The organism is Companilactobacillus versmoldensis DSM 14857 = KCTC 3814, from assembly GCF_001434295.1.
Lineage (GTDB): Bacteria > Bacillota > Bacilli > Lactobacillales > Lactobacillaceae > Companilactobacillus > Companilactobacillus versmoldensis.
The window spans coordinates 40,453-62,558 of the sequence record NZ_AZFA01000011.1 but is presented as its reverse complement, the minus strand read 5'-3'; the positions used below and the strand labels follow the sequence as shown (position 1 = coordinate 62,558).

At 37.9% G+C, this 22,106-nt stretch carries 16 protein-coding genes, 3 tRNA genes, 1 riboswitch and 1 other annotated feature; of the genes, 14 read left to right on the top strand and 5 right to left on the bottom strand.

From position 1 onward, the window contains the following. Positions 1-18: 18 nt before the first annotated feature. The 5 genes from FC27_RS07075 (at position 19) to FC27_RS07055 (ending at position 6,369) form a co-directional block, all read left to right on the top strand. Positions 19-1,215 (top strand): aminotransferase class I/II-fold pyridoxal phosphate-dependent enzyme, encoded by a 1,197-nt coding sequence (locus FC27_RS07075; protein ID WP_010623393.1) that lies wholly within the window; start codon positions 19-21, stop codon positions 1,213-1,215. Between the two features lie 29 nt (positions 1,216-1,244). Continuing rightward, positions 1,245-2,441, top strand: a complete 1,197-nt coding sequence (locus FC27_RS07070) for an aminotransferase class I/II-fold pyridoxal phosphate-dependent enzyme (protein ID WP_010623394.1) — start codon at positions 1,245-1,247, stop codon at positions 2,439-2,441. 30 nt (positions 2,442-2,471) lie between these two features. Further along, entirely contained in the window at positions 2,472-3,536 is a 1,065-nt protein-coding gene (locus FC27_RS07065; RefSeq protein WP_010623395.1) for an aspartate-semialdehyde dehydrogenase, read from the top strand. 183 nt (positions 3,537-3,719) lie between these two features. Further along, positions 3,720-4,424, top strand: a complete 705-nt coding sequence (locus tag FC27_RS07060) for a hypothetical protein (protein WP_010623396.1) — start codon at positions 3,720-3,722, stop codon at positions 4,422-4,424. A gap of 148 nt (positions 4,425-4,572) precedes the next feature. Further along, positions 4,573-6,369 (top strand): heavy metal translocating P-type ATPase, encoded by a 1,797-nt coding sequence (locus FC27_RS07055; RefSeq protein WP_010623397.1) that lies wholly within the window; start codon positions 4,573-4,575, stop codon positions 6,367-6,369. 3 nt (positions 6,370-6,372) lie between these two features. Here the strand turns inward: FC27_RS07055 and FC27_RS07050 are convergent, their stop codons facing one another. Further along, complete coding sequence (locus FC27_RS07050; RefSeq protein WP_010623398.1) at positions 6,373-7,011, bottom strand: DNA-3-methyladenine glycosylase; 639 nt, start codon at positions 7,009-7,011, stop codon at positions 6,373-6,375. A gap of 103 nt (positions 7,012-7,114) precedes the next feature. On the opposite strand from FC27_RS07050, the gene FC27_RS07045 reads away from it, so the two are divergent. Then, positions 7,115-7,186, top strand: a tRNA-Glu gene (locus FC27_RS07045). A gap of 6 nt (positions 7,187-7,192) precedes the next feature. Then, positions 7,193-7,265 (top strand) — tRNA-Val (locus tag FC27_RS07040). A gap of 58 nt (positions 7,266-7,323) precedes the next feature. Here FC27_RS07040 and FC27_RS07035 read toward each other — a convergent pair. Beyond that, positions 7,324-7,998, bottom strand: a complete 675-nt coding sequence (locus FC27_RS07035; RefSeq protein WP_010623399.1) for a hypothetical protein — start codon at positions 7,996-7,998, stop codon at positions 7,324-7,326. A gap of 91 nt (positions 7,999-8,089) precedes the next feature. Continuing rightward, positions 8,090-8,171, top strand: a riboswitch (SMK box riboswitch). On the opposite strand from FC27_RS07035, the gene metK reads away from it, so the two are divergent. After that, the gene (metK, locus tag FC27_RS07030) at positions 8,169-9,374 is read left to right on the top strand and encodes a methionine adenosyltransferase (protein WP_010623400.1); all 1,206 of its coding nucleotides are present in this window, start codon (positions 8,169-8,171) and stop codon (positions 9,372-9,374) included. Its footprint overlaps the riboswitch before it by 3 nt. A 66-nt stretch (positions 9,375-9,440) precedes the next feature. Beyond that, entirely contained in the window at positions 9,441-10,919 is a 1,479-nt protein-coding gene (locus FC27_RS07025) for an MDR family MFS transporter (RefSeq protein ID WP_010623401.1), read from the top strand. On the opposite strand, the gene FC27_RS07020 is transcribed toward FC27_RS07025, so the two are convergent. Beyond that, complete coding sequence (locus FC27_RS07020; RefSeq protein ID WP_076613314.1) at positions 10,842-11,324, bottom strand: phosphatase PAP2 family protein; 483 nt, start codon at positions 11,322-11,324, stop codon at positions 10,842-10,844. The genes FC27_RS07025 and FC27_RS07020 overlap by 78 nt on opposite strands. A 275-nt stretch (positions 11,325-11,599) precedes the next feature. On the opposite strand from FC27_RS07020, the gene FC27_RS07015 reads away from it, so the two are divergent. The 3 genes from FC27_RS07015 to FC27_RS07005 all read left to right on the top strand — a co-directional run bounded on the left by FC27_RS07015 (position 11,600) and on the right by FC27_RS07005 (position 17,756). Then, positions 11,600-13,204: a glucosaminidase domain-containing protein gene (locus tag FC27_RS07015; protein ID WP_010623403.1), complete on the top strand. Its 1,605-nt coding sequence runs from the start codon at positions 11,600-11,602 to the stop codon at positions 13,202-13,204. Beyond that, positions 13,202-13,417: a binding site (T-box leader), on the top strand. Its footprint overlaps the gene before it by 3 nt. 41 nt (positions 13,418-13,458) lie before the next feature. Then, complete coding sequence (leuS, locus tag FC27_RS07010) at positions 13,459-15,876, top strand: leucine--tRNA ligase (protein WP_010623404.1); 2,418 nt, start codon at positions 13,459-13,461, stop codon at positions 15,874-15,876. Between the two features lie 284 nt (positions 15,877-16,160). After that, positions 16,161-17,756, top strand: coding sequence for a putative polysaccharide biosynthesis protein (locus tag FC27_RS07005; protein WP_050901031.1), 1,596 nt, complete (start codon positions 16,161-16,163; stop codon positions 17,754-17,756). 41 nt (positions 17,757-17,797) lie between these two features. Here the strand turns inward: FC27_RS07005 and FC27_RS07000 are convergent, their stop codons facing one another. Then, a complete protein-coding gene (locus tag FC27_RS07000; protein ID WP_010623406.1) occupies positions 17,798-18,649 on the bottom strand; it encodes an NAD(P)H-hydrate dehydratase in 852 nt (283 codons plus the stop codon). Between the two features lie 58 nt (positions 18,650-18,707). On the opposite strand from FC27_RS07000, the gene FC27_RS06995 reads away from it, so the two are divergent. Continuing rightward, positions 18,708-18,791: transfer RNA gene (locus FC27_RS06995), tRNA-Leu, on the top strand. A gap of 902 nt (positions 18,792-19,693) precedes the next feature. Continuing rightward, on the top strand, positions 19,694-19,939 hold the full coding sequence (locus tag FC27_RS06990; protein ID WP_010623407.1) for a GlsB/YeaQ/YmgE family stress response membrane protein: 246 nt from the start codon (positions 19,694-19,696) through the stop codon (positions 19,937-19,939). Between the two features lie 402 nt (positions 19,940-20,341). On the opposite strand, the gene FC27_RS06985 is transcribed toward FC27_RS06990, so the two are convergent. Then, positions 20,342-21,799 carry a catalase gene (locus tag FC27_RS06985; RefSeq protein WP_010623408.1) on the bottom strand — a complete coding sequence of 486 codons (1,458 nt, stop codon included), beginning with the start codon at positions 21,797-21,799 and terminating at the stop codon, positions 20,342-20,344. Positions 21,800-22,106 lie beyond the last annotated feature (307 nt).

Below are 22,106 nucleotides of genomic sequence, written 5' to 3'. Positions count from 1 at the left end.
ATTGAGGGGTGATCAGTAATGCCAGAATTATCAAAAAGTGTTGCAAGTATTGAAAATAAATTAGTTAAACCTATCGAAGATGACAAGATTTTGATGTTCAACTCTGATATCGCGGGAATTCCTGGTATCGTTAAATTGACTTTGGGTGAACCAGATTTTAATGTACCTGAACATGTCAAAGATGCTGCGGTCAAGAGTATTGAGGATAATGAATCTCACTACACACCTCAAAAAGGTATCCCGGGTCTAAGAAAAGCTATCAGTAATTATTTAGCCACCGATTATGATGTTAAATATGATCCTGATACAGAGGTTATCGTCACGATTGGTGCTACTGAAGCAATTTATACCTCACTTTATACGATTTTAAATCCTGGCGACAAAGTCATCGTACCAACACCAACTTTCTCGATCTACATGGACGATATTGCTATTTTAGGCGGCCAAGCAGTCGAAGTTGATACCTCAAAAGACGATTTCAAGATCACGCCTGACAGATTGAAGGAAGTTTTAGCTAACGAAGGGAAAGGTGCCAAAGCGATGATCATCAATTATCCAGGCAATCCGACCGGTGTTGTTTATACCAAAGCCGAATTGGAAGCTTTAGCTGATGTCATCCGTGATACACCACTATTGGTCATTTCTGATGAGATTTATAGTCAATTAGTTTATGGTGAAAAACATACTTCTTTTGCAAAAGTTTTACCCGGTCAAACTATCTTGATCAATGGACTATCTAAATCCCATGCGATGATAGGTTATCGGATCGGATATATCGCAGCTCCGAAAGGATTCGTTGACGAAGCTGCAAAGGTCCACTCCTTTACGGTAACCTGTCCTTCGAACCCAGCTCAATATGCTGCACAAGAGGCTTTAGAGAATGGGTTGGATGATCCAATCGAAATGCGGAAAGTTTATCAAAAACGCCGTGACTATATCGTTGAACAACTCAACAATTTGGGTTACGACACGGTTGAACCAGACGGGGCTTTTTATGTTTTCCCAAAGATTCCGGCTAAATTCAATTTGTCTTCAGAAACATTCTGTCGTCGTCTTGCTAAAGAAGCTCTCGTAGGAGTTGTTCCTGGGGATGCTTTTGGTGATGCAGGTGAGGGTTACTTTGGAATTTCATATGCCACTTCAATGGATGACATTAAAGAGGGTATTAGTCGCTTAGCTAAATTCACTGATTCATTATTAGAAACAATTGATTAATTAAAGAAAAATTCTAGGAGATAAAATCAATGCCAAAATTAGATTCAACTGTTAAAAATGTTGTTAATCAAACACTTGCACCAATGGGAATTTCTCAAATCAGATATTTTGCTCAAAAGTTTTCGAAGATCCCTGGGATCATTAAATTGACTTTAGGTGAACCAGACTTCAATGTTCCCGAACATGTTAAACAAGCTGCCATCAAGAGTATCGAAGATAATGATTCTCATTACTCAGAGCAACGGGGAACTTTAAGCCTTAGAAAGGCTGTTTCAGGTTATATCAATACTCGCTATAATGTTAAATACGATCCTGAAAACGAAGTTATCGTTACTATCGGTGGAACAGAAGCTATCTTTGTTTCACTTGCAGCCATAATTAACCCTGGTTACAAGATTTTGGTGCCAACACCAACTTTTGCGCTTTATATTCCGATCATTAAGGTTTTAGGCGGTATTCCTGTTCAGATCGATACCACACCAGATAATTTCCGTTTGACTGGTAAAAAATTACAAGAAGTTATCGATCGTGAAGGTGAGGATCAAGTCAAAGCCTTGATCTTGAACTTCCCTGGTAATCCAACTGGATTTGAATACAGTAAGGAACAATTGGAAGAAATCGTTGATGTCATCAAAGGTAAATCAATGTATGTTTTAACAGATGAAATCTATTCAGAATTGACATATGGAGTCAAACATACTTCAATGGTCGAATTGTTACCTGGAAAGACTATTTTAGTTAATGGTTTATCCAAGTCACATGCGATGACTGGTTACCGGATCGGTTATGTTGCCGCTCCTGCTGATTTTGTGGAAAATGCCGGTAAGATGCATGCATATACAGTAACTTGTCCATCTAATCCTGCTCAATATGCTGCTGAAGAAGCTTTGACTAATGGGATGGATGACCCTAAAGAAATGCGTGATATTTATAAACAACGTCGTGATTATATTGTTGAACAATTAAATGAGATTGGTTACAAGACATTGCTTCCAGAAGGAGCATTTTATACCTTCTCCCAAATTCCTAAGGAATTTGGATTGAGCTCAGTTGAATTCGCTGAAAAATTGGCTGAAGAAGGTAAAGTGGGGGTAACTCCTGGTATCGCCTTTGGTGAAGGTGGGGAAGGTCATTTCCGGATGTCCTATGCCTCATCAATGGATGATATTAAAGAAGCTATGAAACGCTTGAAAGTATTTACTGATAATTTAAAGCAAAACGCATAAATTTTAAACAAAATACGAGGGATGAAAACTATGAGTGAAGGTTTTGAAGTCGCAATTTTAGGTGCCACAGGTGCCGTGGGAACAAGATTGATCCAACAATTGGAACAATCATCGATTCCTGTTTCAAAAGTCAGATTATTAGCATCAAGCCGTTCCGCTGGAAAGACTTTACAATTCAAGGGTCAAGATGTCACCGTTGAAGAAGCTAAACCAGAATCATTTGAAGGTGTTGACATTGTTTTAGCATCAGCTGGTGGTAGTGTTTCAAAGAAATTATTGCCAGAAGCTGTTAAACGCGGAGCTGTTTGTGTCGATAATACTAGTGCTTTTAGAATGGAACCTGATGTTCCGTTAGTTGTTCCGGAAGTTAACGAAAAAGCACTTTACAACCATCACGGGATTATTGCCAACCCAAATTGTTCAACTATTCAAATGATGGTTGCCTTGGAACCGATCAGAAGGGCGTTTGGTTTGAAACAAATCATCGTTTCGACTTACCAAGCTGCTTCTGGTGCTGGTCAATCAGCCCTCAATGAATTAAAACAAGAGGCTCAAGACTTTCTAGATGATAAAGAAATGAAGGCTGAAATTTTCCCAACTAAGGGAGATAAGAAACATTATCCATTAGCTTTCAATTTGCTTCCACAAATCGATGTCTTGGAAGACAATTTGTACTCACATGAAGAGTGGAAGATGATCCATGAGACTAAGAAAATCATGTTAGACGACATGGATTCCCCTGATATTAAGGTCACAGCAACTTGTGTCCGTGTACCTGTTCCTATCAGTCATGGTGAATCAATTTGGATCGACACTGTTGATCATGAAAATGCTTCAGTTGAGAAAATCCGTCAAGCAGTCAGTGATTTTCCTGGAGCTGTCTTACAAGATGATCCAGCTAACCAGATTTACCCACAACCAATCAATGCTACTGGCAAACGTGAGACTTTTGTTGGCCGGATCCGTCCCGACTTGGAAAACAAGGGTGCTTTCAACTTGTGGGTCGTTTCTGACAACTTACTAAAGGGTGCAGCATGGAATACAGTTCAAATTGCTGAGCGTTTAGTAGCTGATGATTTAGTACATGTGAATTAGTGATTTCTTGTATAAAAATTTAATACAATAAATAAGTTTGATTGCAGACCTTTCAAGACGTTCTTGAAGGGTCTGTTTTTATTTTGCCAAGGATTTTCAAAATCACTTTTGATATCGCCAATAAGCTAAGACTGATATAATTATTTGTATAGGTACCAAACAATTATTTTAAAGAGGTCAGTTATGAAAGAATCAGAATTTTTTAAAGTTACTGAAGTAAATAATCTCGATGATGACATTCAAATGGATCCATATATGGCAATGAATTTTGAATTCACTTTTGGAGTTGTCGAGACTAATCAACGTTATCAATCATATTTAACTGAATACAATCGAGTTGATGACGCACGTTTCAAGGGGTTGGTTGAAAGTGCTACTACTGTTCCTTTAAGTTCCTTAAATGTTGATCAAGCTTTTGGAGATCAGAGGATCTCTTTCAAAGATCAAGCTACCTTAGATAACTTTTCTGATAATATTAAACAGATTCAAAGTTCCGATTATGATGCCCAAACCAAGTATATTGGTGAAAAATTAATGGTTGCGATTGTTGAAGGCCTGCCAAGAAATGCTCATGATGATTTCTTGAAAACTCAAAACGGTATGGCTCAACAAAATATCGATAAGGTCTATGCAGTTCATGGAATCGGGACTAAATCATTTTATTTTGATGATTTGGATTTAGCAGTTGATGTTGCTGACGAGATGTATAAAAAGGCTTGTCAAAAAATCAATGCAAATGGTCCACAATTGGATGTGGAACCGGATATTTTAATGAATTACACTTCGTGTATTGTTACTTATCAATTGGGTGAGAAGGGTGTTTATCAAGGAACAACGCCAATTTACCAAATGACTCCAACTAAAAAACCTAGTTCCATTGCTAAATAGCTAATAAAAGCTGATGACTATAATCAAGGTCACCAGCTTTTTTTGATTTTCTAAAATTGATAAAATAGTTAATATTGAGAAATATTTCACTTAAACATTTCTTTTTGATTGTAAGATTGGTAATCTGAATTCAGAAGGGGGCATCGATATGAATACTGATAAAATAAAGTTATTCACGACTTTGGGGATCGGAATCGTTGCTTTTATTTTGCAATTTCTGTTTCATCAGACTTTCTTTGCTCAAGTTATCATTAGTGTTTTAGGGATAATTTTAGCTTTGATAATGTTCATTGATATGATCAAAGTTTTGAAGACGGGAAATTTTGGTGTCGACCTATTAGCCATCACTGCTATTGTTGCCACGATTGCTTTAGGTGAATATTGGGCTGGTTGGATCGTTCTGTTGATGCTGACAGGCGGAGATACCCTGGAAGAATACGCTGCTAATAAGGCGAAAAGTGAGTTGAGAACGTTACTGGATAACTCGCCATCAACCGCTCATGTATTCAAAAATGACGAGATGGTTGATGTCGACGTCGATGAAGTTCAGGTCGGGGATGAATTGTTAGTCCGTCCTAAAGAGCAGGTGCCAGTGGATGCCGTGGTTATCTCTGGTGATTCTGAAGTCGACGAATCAACTTTGACCGGTGAATCAGTGCCAGTTCAAATATCTGCCGGTTCACATGTTATGTCAGGTTCGATCAATGGGGAAACACCATTCAGAATCGAAGCAGAGAAGGTCGCCTCTGAAAGTGAGTATCAGGCAATCGTTAAATTAGTTAAAGAGTCAGAAACTCATCCAGCACATTTTGTTCGTCTTGCTGACCGTTATGCGCTACCGTTCACGATCATTGCATATGTTATTGCAGCCATTGCTTGGTATGTTTCAAAAGATCCCATCAGAATTGCTCAAGTGTTAGTAGTTGCTTCTCCATGTCCACTGATTTTGGCGGCACCAATTGCCTTTGTTTCAGGGATGAGTCGCAGTAGTCGTAATGGGATCATTGTAAAATCAGGAACGGCACTGGAAAAAATCTCCTCTGCTAAAACGATGGCTTTTGATAAGACGGGTACGATCACCAGAGGAAAGTTGGTTATTCAAGCAGTCAAAGTGGTTACTGGTTTTGACCCTAAAAAGATTTATGCTTATGCGGCTGCCGTTGAACAAAATTCGAGTCATATCATGGCTCAAACGATTGTCAATTTTGCTGAGGATCAGAAGTTGACGCTCCCTGAGGTGACTAACGTCAAAGAATTTACCGCACAAGGAATCGTTGGAGAAATTGATGGTCAAATTATTAAAGTGGGTACGGCTGAATTTGTCACTGACCAAGTGGTTGAAAAGGTTCCTGGATCAGCGGTCTATTTGTCAGTTGATGATAAGTACGCTGGTGTCTACAGTTTAATTGACCAGATTCGTCCTGAGGCTAAGGAGACGGTAACAAGACTTCGGAAACTAGGATTCAATGATATTTTGATGATTTCTGGAGATAAAAAAGAGACAACCTCTGCGGTTGCCTCTGAAGTTGGCATAAATAAAACATATCCGTCAAGTTTGCCTGCTGATAAGGTGAAGATCATTCAGCAATTTCCGAAAGCTAAATTGCCAATCATTATGGTCGGTGACGGTGTTAATGATGCTCCGGCTTTAGCTTTAGCTGATGTTGGTATTGCGATGGGTTACAAGGGTGCTAATGCAGCTAGTGAATCAGCTGACGCAGTCGTTTTAAAAGATGATCTCAGCAAGGTTGCTGATGTAGCGAAAATTTCTGATGATACCTTGCGTGTTGCCAAGCAAGCAGTTTTGATTGGTATCATAATTTGTATCGTCTTGATGGTTATCGCTGCTTTTGGTCTAATACCAACGATCATTGGTGCCTTATTACAAGAAGTGGTTGACACGGTGACGATTTTATATGCGCTACGGGCAAAGAGTGATCGCTAACGATTATTTCCAACCAAGTGTTTTTAAATTCATGTCGCGTTTATACATTTTAGAAACGTAAGGATTGCCGGAAACAATGAAACGCATTTTCTTTTCGGCCCATTCTTCCTTATTGGCAACTCCGATTCTTGGAGTTGCCTCTATTTTTTCTGGTGTTTTAGAGTGGGTTAAGTCAAAATTGAATTTTCCAGCGTTGAGCATCGTACCAGAAAGTTCTTTATCCATGATCCCGAAAGCTCTGATCCATTTAGCAGGGCCATTTGTAACGTCATAGCCAGTTTTCTTACGATTCTCTTCCATGATATCTAATCCTTCTAAGGGCTGGACACCGCGGATAAGAACGCCGTTTGGAAGACCTGCTTCTTGAAGACTGATATCCATGTCCAACCAACTGTGGATGGAGTAGATATAAATCGTTCCGCCTTTTTGAAAAAGTGGGTCATTAGCTTTTGAGCGACGGCCACCGTAACTGTGTGCAGCTTTGTCAACAGGTCCTAAGTAGGCTTCGGTCTCAACGATCATTCCAGAGACTTTACCTTTAGGAGAGTCATAAGTTAAAATGTGACCTAACATCTCTTGGGCTGTTTCGATAGTTGATCGAGTTTGAAAAAACTCGTTTGTTTTCGTTACTAAATCCGTCAAATTTATTACCTCAAACTTTTTTGAATAAATTATAAAAATTACTTGCCTTTGCTATTCCACTTAATATATAATACTCCTTGTGCTTACGAAAGAAAGCAGAAATGACCCCTTGGTCAAGTGGTTAAGACACCGCCCTTTCACGGCGGTAACATGGGTTCAAATCCCGTAGGGGTCACTATTTGGAGGATTAGCTCAGCTGGGAGAGCATCTGCCTTACAAGCAGGAGGTCACAGGTTCGATCCCTGTATCCTCCACTAAATAGAAAAAAGAGATATTTCATTAAATGAAATATCTCTTTTTATTTATCCAATTTTAGATGATCAACAATATGTTACCGATAAAACGATAGACAACATTGTTGGTAGCAAATTTGTTGAAAATTTTCAACAGGACCGTGATCAACGTGAAAGCAATTACGGCAATCGTCGAAAAGATATTTAAATATCCAAGTAAAAATAAGATGAGTGTTGCGACTGCAGTTACGATGATCTGAATATATGAATTCATTTCGCCATCAAAATAGGTGATCATTATGGCTATGATGTTGACCAAAAGTAACGGTACGACGAAATGGATCGAAATAAAATGAGCGTAATAAAACAAGATGGCAATCGAAACGAAACAAGGGACGACAAAATCTTTGATGACTATCGAAGCTAAGTTGTATTTTTGCGGAATATATTTAGTAACGAACAAAAAGAAAAGCTGCGCAAAGATCAGGATACTCACGTAAGGATTCATTGATTTATAGCCAAATGCAGCAATTAAAATGAAAATCAGTGAATAAAAGCCACTGAAGAATTGATTAGGCTTCAATGGCAACATGAATTCTTTATATAAGGCGATCATTGCAATCAGTACCAATAAATAATAATTGATTGCAGTACTTGGTAAATGGTGAGTTAATACAAAGCCAACTGCAAAAATATGGAAACTAATTAGTTCAATTAATGATTTAATTAAATTCTTAACTCTAGTTTGGTCCATTGGTTGCTCCTTTACATATGAACTTATAGTAATTGAGTCGACAACAATCGTCAATTCAATCTTTTTATGAAAATAATGTTTTTTTGTGGTAATCTAATAAAAGGTTCCTGATGGGATCCTTTTGCAATTTGCAAAGGAGAAGCCCTGTAACCGAAAGGTGGAAAAAATTAATGTCAAAGAATTACTTATTTACATCCGAGTCCGTTTCTGAAGGCCATCCAGATAAAATTGCTGATCAAATCAGTGATTCAATTTTAGATGCACTTTTAGAACAAGATAAGAATGCTCGTGTTGCCTGCGAAACTACTGTTACAACTGGATTAGTTTTAGTTGTTGGTGAAATATCAACAACTGCTTACGTTGATATCCAAAGTGTAGTTCGTAATACTATTAAAGAAATTGGTTATGATGGGGCCAACCCCGGATTTGATGGTGGAAGCTGTGCTGTCTTAGTTGCACTTGATGAACAATCACCTGATATTGCTCAAGGTGTCAATGACGCTCTTGAAAAGAGAGAGTCAGACCAAGACATCGATCCATTAGATCAAATCGGTGCTGGGGATCAAGGCTTTGTTTTTGGTTTTGCAACTGATGAAACTAAAGAATATATGCCTTTACCAATCTCACTAGCACATAAATTAATGCGCAAAACTGCTGAAGTTAGAAAGAATGGAACAATCGATTATTTGATGCCTGATGCTAAGTCACAAGTTACCGTTGAATACGATGAGAATGACAAGCCAGTTCGTATCGATACGATTGTTTTAAGTACTCAGCACAAAGAAGAAGCAACTCTTGATCAAATCAAGAAAGATATTAAAAAGTATGTTATCGACCAAGTTGTTCCAGCTAATATGATTGATGAAAATACTAAATATTTGATCAACCCAACTGGTCGTTTCGTAATTGGTGGACCAGAAGGGGATTCCGGTCTAACTGGACGGAAAGTCATCGTTGATACATATGGTGGTTTTGCTCGTCATGGTGGTGGTGCCTTCTCAGGTAAGGATGCCACAAAGGTCGACCGTTCAGCAAGTTATGCTGCTCGTTACATTGCTAAAAACTTAGTAGCAGCTGGTATTGCTAAAAAAGCTGAAATTCAAATCGCTTATGCGATCGGTGTTGCACGTCCTGTTTCAATTCATGTTGATACATTTGGTACAAGTGAATATTCAGAAGAAGAAATCGTTAAGTGCATCAACCACAATTTCGATTTGAGACCATTAGGTATCATCGAAATGTTAGATCTGCAAAGACCTATTTACAAACAAACAGCGGCTTATGGCCACTTTGGACGTACAGATATTGACTTACCTTGGGAACATTTAGATAAAGTAGATTCAATCAAAGAATTTTTATCAAAGGTTAAAGATTAGTTAACGAGTACAGAGGCGTTCTTTAAAGTTCATACTTTAAAGGACGCTTTTTTTTATGGAGGAAATATGAAAGAGAAACAAAATCAGTCACACGTGGTTATTGTGACGGTCGCCGTTTTTATCGCGACATTTATGACGGCTGTTGAGGGGACAATCGTTTCAACCGCCATGCCGACTATCATTGGTAGTTTACACGGAGTGAGTTTAATGAACTGGGTCTTCTCAATTTATTTACTGATGACTGCTGTATCAACACCAATTTACGGAAAACTTTCCGATATCATCGGAAGGAAACCAGTCTTTTTGTTCGGACTAGGTCTGTTTGTAGTCGGATCAGTTTTATGTAGTTTATCCAACTCAATGTTGACCTTGATCCTCTCTCGGGTAGTTCAAGGATTAGGTTCTGGGGCCATCCAACCATTAACATTTACGATTATTGCTGATATTTATCCCTTAGAGAAACGGGCCAAGATATTAGGCCTGAACGGATCAGCTTGGGGAGTAGCTGCCGTTATTGCACCATTATTAGGTGGATTCATCGTTGAACAATTAAGTTGGCATTGGGTCTTCTTGATCAACTTACCAGTTGGCTTGATCACAATGTTCTTAATTTGGTACTTCTTTAAAGAAAAAGTCGAAAAAGCCGATCGAGTCAAAATCGATTACGTTGGGACTGTCTTATTGATCCTAGTCCTCTTGCCAATCATGTTGGCTCTACAATATATCGGCACAGGTTCACCACTATTACCGATTGGACTTGTCTTAGTCTCGATCATCGCCGTTTTCATCTTCATCCATTTCGAACGGCGCGTAGCTGATCCGATCTTGCCACTCGAGCTCTTTAAAAATAAGACTTTCGTTATCCAAAACGTCATTGCCTTATTGATCAGTGGATTTTTGATTGGCTTTGAAGCTTACATTCCCACTTGGATGCAGGTAATTTTAGGCTTAAGCCCATCAATGGGGGGATTTGCTGTTACACCAAGTTCCGTCGTTTGGATTTTTGGTTCATTTTGGGCCGGGACACTTTTGAAAAAATTTGCTCCCAATCGAATCATCTATATTAGTTTGATCTTTTTAGCAATTGCTAACACTGCTTTATTGATGGCTCACGTTGGCACTTCGTTTACCTATTTCCTATTACTGGCAGCCGTAGCTGGATTAGGATTTGGCTTGACGATCACCACGACCACGGTGACTGCCCAAACAGTCGTACCACCAGAAAACGTCGGTGTCGCTACCAGTTTCAATACTTTACTAAGAACGATTGGTCAATCAATGATGGTTTCTGTTTATGGAATCGTCTTGAATATGGCACTAGCTAATGGGGCAGCACAAAACAAACACATCACTGTCGACATGATGAATAAATTGATCGACCCACAAACGGCCAATCAGTTACCAACTGATTTGTTGCCAAAGATGCGACAGATCTTATTCAGTGGGTTGCACAATATCTACGTAGCATCAGCTATTTTGCTGGTGATTGCTTTGCTGTTGAATGCCCTTGAGATCAAGAACAAAGATATTCTTCATTCTAAATAAATAAATCGTTGTAATTAAAATAAACGCAGCTAATAAATAGGCACCGATGATATCACTGGGATAATGTACACCCAGGTATATTCGACTGTAACCGATGATGATTGCCATCAAGACAGCCAGAGTAGAGATGATTATCTTGGTACCTATTTTTTTGACGATAAATATCCCGATGACCAGTAGTGGGATGTAAAGACTAAAAGCTGACGAGGCATGACCGCTCGGGTAGCTGTAAGTTGATTCCAGCATGAAATGATGCTGATCAGGACGTGGCCTTTGAATCAAATGTTTGATTAACGTATTTACTATCACCATTGACAGCTTATTAGTTAATAGGAAAGCAGCCGCGTAGTAATACTTTTTTACTGAGAGTATGGCTAAGAAAATTAGCGTAATTATGATTGTCATGATCGTTCCACCGACCTGAGTTAGCGAGCGAAAGAACAATAATAATGAATTGCTATGATTTTGATAGATCAGACTGATTCCAAGATCGTCAAAATCATTGATAAATTGGGAATTGTTGGCAACAAGTAATGTCCAGATAATAAATATTATTATCAAAAATATATCTGATGAAATTAAAAAGTGGCTTTTTTTCATTTTTTTAACCTTCTAATATTGTTTAAAATTTCTTTAAGAAATATAATAGTGTCATGAGTATTTAAAGGGGTGTTGTTTATATGAAAGTTTCACGTTTCCAACGTAAAGCAGAAGAGCAACAAATGATTCACTCGAATGCTAAAAAATTAGCAAATACTAATTTGAAGAAAAACGTTACTGTTTTAGGGGCAGGATTATTTTTTGGTGGAGTAGCCGCTCAGGCAAGTACCGCATTGACCACTCAACCAGTTTTCGCTGATACCACTGACAGTGATGATCAAACAGCCACAACGAATGATACGACAGATTCCGGAGTAGGGATGATCACCCCACGGGGTGTCGGTGACCAAGCTTTTGTCACTTACTTAGGTAATACAGCTCGTAAATTGGCTGAAAATAATGACTTGTATGCATCAGTCATGATTGCTCAAGCTTTGATCGAAAGTGGCTGGGGTACTAGTGGCTTAGCTAGTTCACCAAATTATAATTTGTTTGGTATCAAAGGTTCTTACAAAGGGACCGCTGTTAATATGGCGACTCAAGAAGATGATGGAACTGGTAGTTTGTATTCCATCAATTCTGATTTCAAGAAATATCCTTCATATAAGGAGTCTCTCGAAGACTATGTTTCTTTGCTACGTGGTGGGGTGTCTGGTAATCCACAGATCTATGCCGGTACTTGGAAGAGCAATACTAGTTCCTACAAAGATGCCACAGCATTTTTGACAGGCCGTTACGCTACCGATACGACTTATGCGGATAAATTAAATAATATCATAGAGAAATATAATCTAACTCGTTTTGATGAACCACTTGATGAAGACTCAAATAGTCAGACTTATATTTATGCCCAAGGAGATACTTTGCAATCAGTTGCTGATAAATTTAATATCTCTTTGCAAACTTTGATGGATCTGAATGGCTTGAAGACGTCAAGTTATGTCTATCCAGGTAAAACTTTAATAGTTAATAAAGTTATTGGCGACGATGACGATAATAATAGTGAGACTTCCGCTGTCCAAGCAGTTGATCTCAGCACAAATGCTACAACTAATGATAGTTCAACGGTCGATGATAACGACGATATGTATCAAGGTAAACAAGCACCTGTGATTGTCCAAGATGAAACTAATGGTGTTAAGAAGTATGATAAGTCTGATTCATCAGCAAATGTTGCTGTCAGTGTCAATAACTCGACTGGTTCAACAACTGCCACATCACCAAACTTCTCGTCTGAGACTAATTATCCAGCTACAGCAAGTAATTCATCCAGTTCTTCAGATGCAACTAATAATTCAGCTGTGACTGAAGTATCGACGCCAAGTTATTCAACTGGTTCAACGACAAGTACAACCACTACTACAACAACGCCAGATTATTCATCGTCGAATGATTCAACGGCTACAAATAATAACGATAGTAGTGCAAGTGCAGCTAATAGTAATGCTTCTACAAGTTCACAAACTGAAAGTTCAACTACACCGGTAGCTGCCCAGACTACTAATGACAGCCAAACTCAAACTACCAAGACAGAAGCTACTGCTAAAAGTGATAGTGTCACGGTCAAAGATGGTGATTCGATTCAAAGTCTTGCTGCTCAAGCAGGTATTACTGTCGAACAGTTGAAGCAAATTAATAATTTAAAGTCAGATTTATTGGTTGTCGGACAACTGATAAAGTTGTAATATGTAATTCAAAGGAAATAGTAAGTTGTTTCTGATTTTTCAGAAAGTGCATGGTTGTTGTGAATGCATAAATTAGTTCAACTGAACTCGTCCACTAAGTTTGATTGCTGAACTCATAGTAAGTGATCACGTCTAGTCCATGTTACGGATTTTGAGAGTCATATGTTAAATACATATGGAACTTAGGTGGTACCGCGATAATTCGTCCTATGATTAATTTTTAATCATAGGACTTTTTTTATGGAGGAAAACATATGTCATACAATCACAATGTCGTTGAGAAAAAATGGCAAAAGTATTGGAAAGAACACCAAACATTCAAGACTGGAACTGACAAGAACAAAAAGAATTTTTACGCTCTCGATATGTTCCCATATCCATCTGGACAAGGTTTGCACGTAGGACATCCAGAAGGCTACACAGCAACTGATATCGTTGCTAGAATGAAGCGGATGCAAGGATTCAATGTTTTACATCCGATGGGGTTCGATGCGTTTGGATTGCCTGCTGAACAATATGCTTTGGATACAGGTCACAATCCTGCAGAATTCACTGAAAAGAACATCAATAACTTCAAGCGTCAGATCAATTCACTTGGTTTCTCATATGACTGGGACCGTGAAGTTCAAACGACTGATCCTAAGTTTTATAAATGGACTCAGTGGATCTTTGAACAAATGTACAAAAAGGGTCTAGCTTATGAAGCTAAGGTACCGGTCAACTGGAGTCCTGATTTAGGAACAGTTGTTGCTAATGAAGAGGTCATTGATGGAAAGACTGAACGTGGTGGCTACCCAGTTGTTAGAAAGCCTATGCGTCAATGGATGTTGAAGATCACAGCTTACGCTGATCGTTTATTAGATGACTTAGACTTGATCGACTGGCCTGAATCTATCAAGGAAATGCAACGTAACTGGATTGGTCGTTCAGTTGGTGCTGAGATCGATTTCAAGTTGGAAAATTCTGACCAAACAATCGATGTTTTCACTACTCGGCCAGATACTGCTTTTGGTGTAACTTACGTTGTTTTAGCTCCAGAACATGAATTAGTTGAAAAAATCGTCACACCTGAACAAAAAGATGCCGTTGAAGCATATAAAGAAGAAGTTTCTCATAAGTCTGACCTTGATCGGACTGATTTAAACAAGGATAAGACAGGTGCTTTCACCGGTGCATATGCTATTAACCCTATCAATGGTAAGAGAATCCCTATTTGGATCTCAGATTATGTTTTAGTAACTTATGGTTCAGGTGCTGTTATGGCCGTGCCTGCTCATGATGATCGTGACTATGCTTTTGCTAAGAAATTTGGTTTACCAATGGAACAAGTTATTGAAGGTAATATTGAGAACCAAGCTGTTACTGGTGAAGGTAAACATATCAATTCTGATTTCTTGAATGGCCTTCAAAAAGACGCTGCCATCGACAAGATGGTCGATTACCTTGAGGAAAAGGGCATTGGTAAAAAGAAAGTTAACTATAAGCTTCGTGATTGGTTGTTCTCAAGACAAAGATATTGGGGTGAACCAATTCCTGTTATTCATTGGGAAGATGGCGAAACTACTTTAGTACCAGAAGATGAATTACCTTTAGAATTACCAGCTGATAGTGATATTGCTCCATCGGGAACTCCTGAGAGTCCATTGGCCAACCTAACTGACTGGGTCAATGTTGTTGACAAGAATGGTCGTAAAGGTCGCCGTGAGACTAATACAATGCCACAGTGGGCCGGTAGTTCATGGTATTACTTGAGATATATTGATCCACATAATGATGAAAAATTGGCTGACTATGACTTATTGAAACAATGGTTGCCAGTTGACCTTTATATCGGTGGTGCAGAGCATGCTGTCTTGCATTTACTTTATGCACGTTTCTGGCATAAGGTCCTTTATGATTTAGGCGTCGTACCAACGAAAGAGCCATTCCAAAAGTTGTTCAACCAAGGGATGATCTTAGGTGATAACCACGAAAAGATGTCTAAATCAAAGGGGAATGTCGTTAACCCTGATGATGTTGTTGAATCATATGGTGCCGATACTCTCAGGCTTTATGAAATGTTCATGGGACCATTGGATGCTTCGATTTCCTGGTCAGAAGATGGATTGGCTGGAGCTAACAAGTTCTTGGAACGTGTTTGGAGATTGTTCATCAATAATGATGACGATAATACAGTACGTGATGACTTCTTGACTGATAAGAATGATGGTAAGCTATATAAGGTCTACAATGAAACAGTCAAAAAAGTAACTGAAGACTTTGAGGTCTTACATTTCAATACAGCGATTTCTCAAATGATGGTCTTTACTAATGAAGCCAACAAAGCTGACAGCCTTCCTAAAGAATATGCCGAAGGATTGGTTAAGATGTTGGCACCAATTGCACCACATATGATGGAAGAATTATGGAGCAAATTTGGTCATGACGAATCGATCACTTATGCCAAATGGCCTGAATTTGATGAATCTAAGTTAGTTTCTGATACAGTTGAAATGATCATCCAGGTCAATGGTCGTCTACGTGACAAGTTGAGTTTACCTGTGGATACTGACAAAGAGAAGATCAAAGAATTAGCTCTTAGTGATGAAAAGATCCAAAAATTCATCGACGGCAAAGATGTTGCTAAAGTAATCGTTATTCCTAACAAGATTGTCAACATCGTTGTAAAATAATTTTAGACAAGTTTTGAGTAATGATTTATGCTTAAGAAGTTCGATAGTTGTCGAACTTCTTTTTTATATCAAGAATCAAATGTGAAGTTGACGCCAATAAGCCAGTTTTAGCAATGATTGATTTTTTCAATAATTAAGAGAATTTAAGGTTTCCCTGATTACAAATTTGCTATAATTAAAGGGTTAGTTTTTTTAAGGTGGTGCAGGTATTGAGCGCAAACGACAAGCAATCTGTGGAAGAAGCTATTCCCAAATTGAATCCTGAGTCATCGAGTCAAGATACCATGTTAAAAGGTTCTGTCTGGATGACTGCGGGAAGTATTTTTTCACGTGTTTTAGGTGCTATTTATATTATTCCTTGGATGGCTTGGATGGGTTCGTCGTATTCATCTGCCAATGCCTTATTTGCCAAGGGATATAACATCTATAGTTTATTTCTGATTATTTCTACTGCCGGGATACCGGGAGCCATTTCCAAACAGATTTCCCATTACAATGCTTTAGACGAGTATGCGACCGGAAATCGATTGTTTAAGCAAGGCCTGAAGATCATGGCCTTGATGGGGATAATTTTTGGAGCCATTATGTTTTTTGGCGCCTCAATCATTGCCTTTTTCTTTACCGACAGTGATCCTAATAGTATTCCTGTTATCAAATCACTAGGTATTGCCGTGTTAGTGATCCCTATCTTGAGTATTCTGCGTGGATACATGCAAGGATATTCAGATATGGCTCCATCTGCTATCTCGCAATTTATTGAGCAAGTAGTCCGAGTGATCTACATGTTGGCCGCTACTTATTTGATCATGCAAGTTCAAAAGGGTAGTTACGTCGATGCAGTTACCCAATCGACATTTGCAGCCTTTATTGGGGCAATATTTGCGATTGGACTGTTGGTTTATTATATTTTCAAGAAATTACCGAAATTACGAGCTTTGTCTCGTGATGGTAAGCCGGTTTCAGCAATCAACAAGAATTTTGCTAAAGAAATTTTTGCTCAAGCTTTCCCATTCATTATCATGGATGCCGGGATAACATTCTTTAATCTTTATGATCAATCGACTTTCCAGCAGTACATGTTGATGTTCGTCAATGCTTCAAAAGAGCAACTAGATAATTATTATTCACTGTTCGGTTTCCAGGCCAACAAGTTGATCATGATAATCGTTTCTTTATCAACTGCCATGGCCGTCACAGCCGTTCCAATCTTGTCCGGACTATTCGCCAAGGGTGATAAAAAAGACATCCAGAAGCAAATCAGCAACACTCTCGAGCTATTCTTTTTCATTATGATCCCATCAGCTCTAGGGATGTATGCCGTCTCACAACCATTGTGGACAACCTTTTATCGTTATGATGCCTTAGGTGTGTCAATGCTCCAGTTCTCATCATTGATGTCGATCTTGTTGGGCTTGTTCACTGTCTTATCAGCAGTTTTGCAGGCATTGTATCGAAACCGTCTGGCAATCAAGTATTTGGTGATCGGCTTTATTGTTAAAATCGTTATCCAAATACCAATGATCGGGATGTTCCATGAGTTTGGCCCATTAGTGGCAACCAGTGTCAGCATGGCCTTGATCTGTTATTTGATGTTAAGAAAATTACATGAGCTTTATCCCTTCAATATTGAGCGGACTGAAAATAGGATCAGTGGTATCATCATTTTCTCAGTTGTTATGTTCGTTATCGTTATTTTGATCAATTGGATCGTCTACCGTTTCGTCGGTAATTCTGATCGAATCCTAAGTTTAGTGTTTCTATTAGTTGAAGCGGTAGTAGGTGCAGGTGTCTTTGGTTACTTAGTATTGAAGACTAAATTAGCTGATAAAATTTTAGGTGCCAGAGTGGCTAGGATTCGTCGACTAGTTAAAATTAAATAAAACAAAAAGATGTTGAAATCAATTGATTTCAACATCTTTTTTTAGCCTTTTGCAGTATTATTAGCTATTTTTTTCATAACTTTCGGCAAATTTTTGATTAACATCTCTGGTAAAACTACATAATTCTTTTCAAAAATTTTGTCAGCAACAAAACTGTGTAAGAATAAAGCTGCCTCTACAGTCTTTAAAGAGAAATCAAATTGGCCGACTAAAGCTGCAATAATACCGGTCAAAGTATCACCCATACCACCAGTAGCCATCCCAGCATTACCAGCTGTAATTTGAGAAACTTGATCTTGATAATAGATTTCTGAATGATGTTTTTTGACGATCAAAAGGGCATTTGGGGCTATTTTGTTGATGGCTGTTTGATTATTTTGCTCAGTCTGTTGATCGATATCTAAACCTGAGAGCCTCCGCCACTCACCTTGATGAGGCGTTAGAATCAGATTAGCGCTAGTTTGACTAAGTGATAATTTTTGCTGAGCAATAATCGTTAGTGCCGAGGCGTCAAGTACTAGCGTCTGTTCTGCTTTCGCATTGTCTAGGACCAGGTGAACAAGTGATTTGGCGTATTCATCAGTCCCTAGACCGGGTCCGATGACGATCACGTTTGCCTTATTGATAGCGTCTGAGGTTTCAATGATGTTGTGATAATCGACTGTCATTGCTTCCGGTATCTTGGTATTTATCGCTGTGAACTTTTCCTGAACGGTGGCAACAGTCACTAATCCGGCCCCAGCATGGACTGCAGCTGAAGAAGACATGATCGCAGCTCCGCCAAAGGGCAGAGAACCAGCAATGATTAAGATCTTGCCATAATTACCTTTATATGAGTTTGGGTTGCGAGGGGCAATGATTTGAGATAAAATTGATTTATTGATTTTTTTCATAACATATCCTCGATTTTGTGGTATCGTTTTAAGGTAAGCTTATCACAAAATGAATCAAGCCGTTGTGGCGGAATTGGCAGACGCGCAGTGTTCAGGTCGCTGTATGGTTATCCATGTGCGAGTTCGACTCTCGCCAACGGCATTTTTACCGGTGTTATAGGCTTTATAGAAAAGATCAGCAAAGCCCCAAAACGTTGTTATATCAATGTTCTGGGGCTTTTTGTATTCTATAGGTTTTATATAAAAATAAAAAATGTGCGCACTTCTTGCGCACTTCTTTGTGAAAATCAAGGATACACATGTGATTTTAAGCAATTGGATTTAGACCCTATGTTGATCGATTATATAATATTGAAAATGGTGTGTTTTATTGTAAACGATAATGTGTGGATTTATTTTTTGTATCCTACAAATTAGGGAATTAAATATTGTTAGATACTTTTATCTTTTGTAGGGAGAAAATTTTAAATGATTTTACGTGTTGATCATTTAAACTAAAAAATTAATATGAATTATTTTGGTGTTGTTTGGGTGAGTAGAAATGATAATGGAATATATCTGGGAGTATTAATCGTAGTATCCATTATAATGATTATTTCATATAATGATTATTTCATTTTTCTTTAGTAAAACAAATTGGTTAAAAAATATTTTTACTAGATTCAGCAAGGAAAAAGATAAAGTTGAGGGACCAATTAGTTTTGGACCCGATATTTTTGAATTTATTACAATGTGTGTGAAAGTTATTCTCAATATTTTTAGAAGATAATCAACTTTTAATGCATTAATTTATATGCCAAGACTACTATTAGTAACGATACTCTATAAAATTTGATTCTGTTGTGGGATAGATCAATGCTAACAATTAAATTATTAAAGTTTATCTTATTCGTTACATGGCTTATCAACATTGGTATCTCAGTGTTGATAAGCTCTTTTTGTTTAGTAACTTAATATTTATTAAGTAATTTTAGCGTATTATTTGTCTTATAATCCTTAATACCATAGACTTGAAGTGTTAAATATATTTCAAGGAGGGATTTTATGCATTGGTTATGGGTTTTAATCGTCGGTGCAATTATTGGTATGATTGCTGGTGCGCTTACAAAAAATGGTAAATCAATGGGCTGGATCAGCAATATTGTAGCTGGAATCGTTGGTTCTGCTTTAGGTGAAGGTCTATTGGGATCATGGGGTCCACAAATGGCTGGTATGGCTATAATCCCATCATTGATTGGAGCTATTATTTTAGTTGTGATCGTATCCTTTGTCATTCAAAAGATGTCCTAAATATTTAGGACAAAAAATAAAATATCTAAATAAAAGACGCTAATTATCCGAGGAAAATAATTAGCGTCTTTTATTTTTTAAAGTTCTCTTGGCAGAAGAGAACTTAAGATACATAGGGGGGAGATTCATGTTAAATCCCATAAACCATAAAATTATGAAGGGAAATCATTCTGAGTCTTCATAAGTAATAAACAATGTAGGGGGTTGTTCATTACTTACTCTTCAGAACACCATCATAATATTACATATCTGACCTTAGTTGCGATTACATTTGACAAGAAAAATTTTTATATTGTGGAACGTCATTTCGAAATTAATGTTATCAAGGAAAAATTAATTAGATATCAAAAAAAGCCTCGATCGATGGCATGATTACCATTGATTGAGACTAATTATTTTGAATTATTCAGTTTGTAGGATATCGTCCAAGTTCATCTTTAAACCTGCAGCGACCCGTGAACCATAATCTTTATCAGCACCATACATTTGTCTGATTTCAAGTGTCTTGATCTCATCGTTATCGAAACTACCCATAGCATCGACGACTGTATTGATCAAACGATCTTGTTCTTCCTTACTCATTAACCGATATAAGTCACCAGCTTGAGTTGTATAGTCAGGGGAATAATTATATGGTTGATTACCAGTATGTCCTTCAACTTCATCAGGTTTGATTGAGGCCTTTGGATCCTCTTTAGGACCATCAAAACCATTAGGTTCATAGTTGACATCTCCACCTGGGTTAGTGGTATTCATAGCACCATCACGAGCGTAATTGTGAACTTCATTCAATGGTCTATTGACAGGTAAGTCCTCAAAGTTAGCACCTAATCTGTATCTTTCGGCATCTTTATATGAGAATAATCTACCTTGCAAAAGTTTATCAGGTGAGGCTTCGATTCCTGGGACTAAGTTTGCAGGTGACATAGCTGCTTCTTCAACGTCAGTAAAGTTGTTGCTTGGATTTTCATTCAAGGTCATTTTGCCGACCTTGATCAGTGGGTAATCTTTATGAGAAATTGTCTTTGTGACATCAAAGATATCCCACTTATAGTTGAGTCCTTCTTCATAAGGTAAAATATGAACATATAACGTCCATGATGGATAATCTTTCTTTTCAATCGCATCAAAGAGATCATCTTGAAGATAATCAGTATCTTCTCCGGCCAATTTAGTAGCAGCATCATTAGTCATGTTGTGAACACCTTGGTCTGAGATGAAGTGATACTTGATCCAGAATTGTTCGCCATCTTTATTGACCCACTTGAAAGTATGTGAGCCATAACCGTTCATTTCACGGTATGAAGCTGGAAGTCCACGGTCACCCATCAAATAAGTTACTTGGTGTAATGATTCTGGTGAATGTGACCAGAAGTCCCATTGCATTTCTTGAGTTCTACGATTTGTTCTGGGATCACGTTTTTGAGAATGAATGAAATCGGGGAACTTCAATGGATCATTGACGAAGAATACTGGGGTGTTATTTCCAACAAGGTCATAATTTCCCTCTTGAGTGTAAAATTTAATTGAGAATCCTCTGACATCACGAACAGTATCTGGGTAACCTTTCTCACCAGCTACTTGTGAAAATCTAACGATCAGTGGAGTTTTCTTGCCAGCTTCGTTGAACATATCAGCTTTCGTATATTTACTCATGTCATTTTCAAGGACGAATTCACCCTTGGCACCTGCACCTTTAGCATGAACAACACGTTCGGGGATCCGTTCACGATCGAAATGAGCCAATTTTTCCAAGAGTTGATAGTCTTGCATTAAAACAGGTCCACGTGAACCTGCAGTTTGAGAATGTTGATTATCTGCCCAAGGTTGTCCACTTTCTGTTGTAAGTTTTTTTGCCATGTTACCCTCTCCAATCAATTAAATTATTAAGTGATAAGTGAATGATACAGGTACATCATTAGGTATTTTTGATGGAATGTCAACCGCCTATATTAAAAAAAATAAACATTATTATGTAACATAATAAGAAAACTCAGAACATAAAAATTATAATTTTAAAATTATGATAATTTGTTTATTTGAAAAGTTCTACCTATATATAACTTCAAATTCATCTATCATTTACAAAAATAAATTAAGCAGATATAATTGAATCGAAATTTAGTTAGGCTATATTTAAAGTACTTTCAAAATTATTTGAAAGAAA